At 57.7% G+C, this 1,126-nt stretch carries 2 rRNA genes; both read right to left on the reverse strand.

Features of this window, described 5'->3' with window-relative positions:
• A 23S ribosomal RNA gene (locus KOI35_RS46960) occupies positions 1–577 on the reverse strand; the annotation flags it as partial.
• A 432-nt stretch (positions 578–1,009) separates the two neighbouring features.
• Positions 1,010–1,126 (reverse strand): 16S ribosomal RNA (locus KOI35_RS46965); the annotation flags it as partial.

A 1,126-nucleotide genomic window follows, 5' to 3' on the forward strand; every position in this document is an offset into this window, starting at 1 on the left:
TCCCGGGGTACTTTTCACCATTCCCTCACGGTACTCGTCCGCTATCGGTCACCAGGAAGTATTCAGCCTTACCAGGTGGTCCTGGCAGATTCACAGCAGATTCTAGGAGTCCGCTGCTACTCGGGAAATCTTCAAGGAGGTCATGAACTTTCGTATACGGGGCTCTCACCCTCTACGGCCGGCTTTCCCACACCGTTCCACTAGTCCAAGACTTTGTAACTCCTCGGCACACTGTCAGATGCACCCTGAAGCTCCCACAACCCCCCGTGCGTAACCCCTGACAGGTATCACACGCACAAAGTTTAGGCTCGATCCGCTTTCGCTCGCCACTACTCACGGAATCACTGTTGTTTTCTCTTCCTACCGGTACTGAGATGTTTCACTTCCCGGCGTTCCCCTCACACACCCTATGTATTCAGGTGCGGATGACACGACATGACTCGTGCCAGGTTTCCCCATTCGGACACCCTGGGATCACAGCTAGGTTGACAGCTCCCCCAGGCCTATCGCGGCCTCCCACGTCCTTCATCGGCTCCTGGTGCCAAGGCATCCACCGTTCGCCCTTGACAACTTAACCACAGAAAACAAGATGCTCGCGTCCACTGTGCAATTCTCAACCAACGACCAACCCACAACCCTCACGCAAGACACCAGCATTGAAAACTCAACCGGTATGCCAAGCAAGATCGTGCCTGGTGCTGAAGACCAACCGCTCCCCGTAAGGAGCTCCGCTGCCCGCAGAAGGGGCTTCGCGGCGCCAACCCGTATCCGGGCCGGCCAGCGGTTGTTCTTTCAGATACCCAACAGGGTGCTCTCTTGTGCGCCACTCCCAGCCGCATTCATCACTTGCTTTCCTTGCCGCCGGCACCCGAAGGCACCCGCAGGCTGTACTCACGTGAAGAACCGTTGCCGATCATGACTAGCCAGTGTCTCCGCCTATGAGCACCCCACCACCGCGTTCGGGTGGTGCGGGCTACTGGATCGCTTTCGCGACCTAGTTGCTCCTTAGAAAGGAGGTGATCCAGCCGCACCTTCCGGTACGGCTACCTTGTTACGACTTCGTCCCAATCGCCAGCCCCACCTTCGACCACTCCCTCCCTTACGGGTTAGGCCATGGGCTTCGGGT

Origin of the sequence: Paractinoplanes bogorensis, assembly GCF_018829635.1 — a bacterium.
In the GTDB taxonomy this organism is placed as follows: Bacteria; Actinomycetota; Actinomycetes; order Mycobacteriales; family Micromonosporaceae; genus Actinoplanes; species Actinoplanes bogorensis.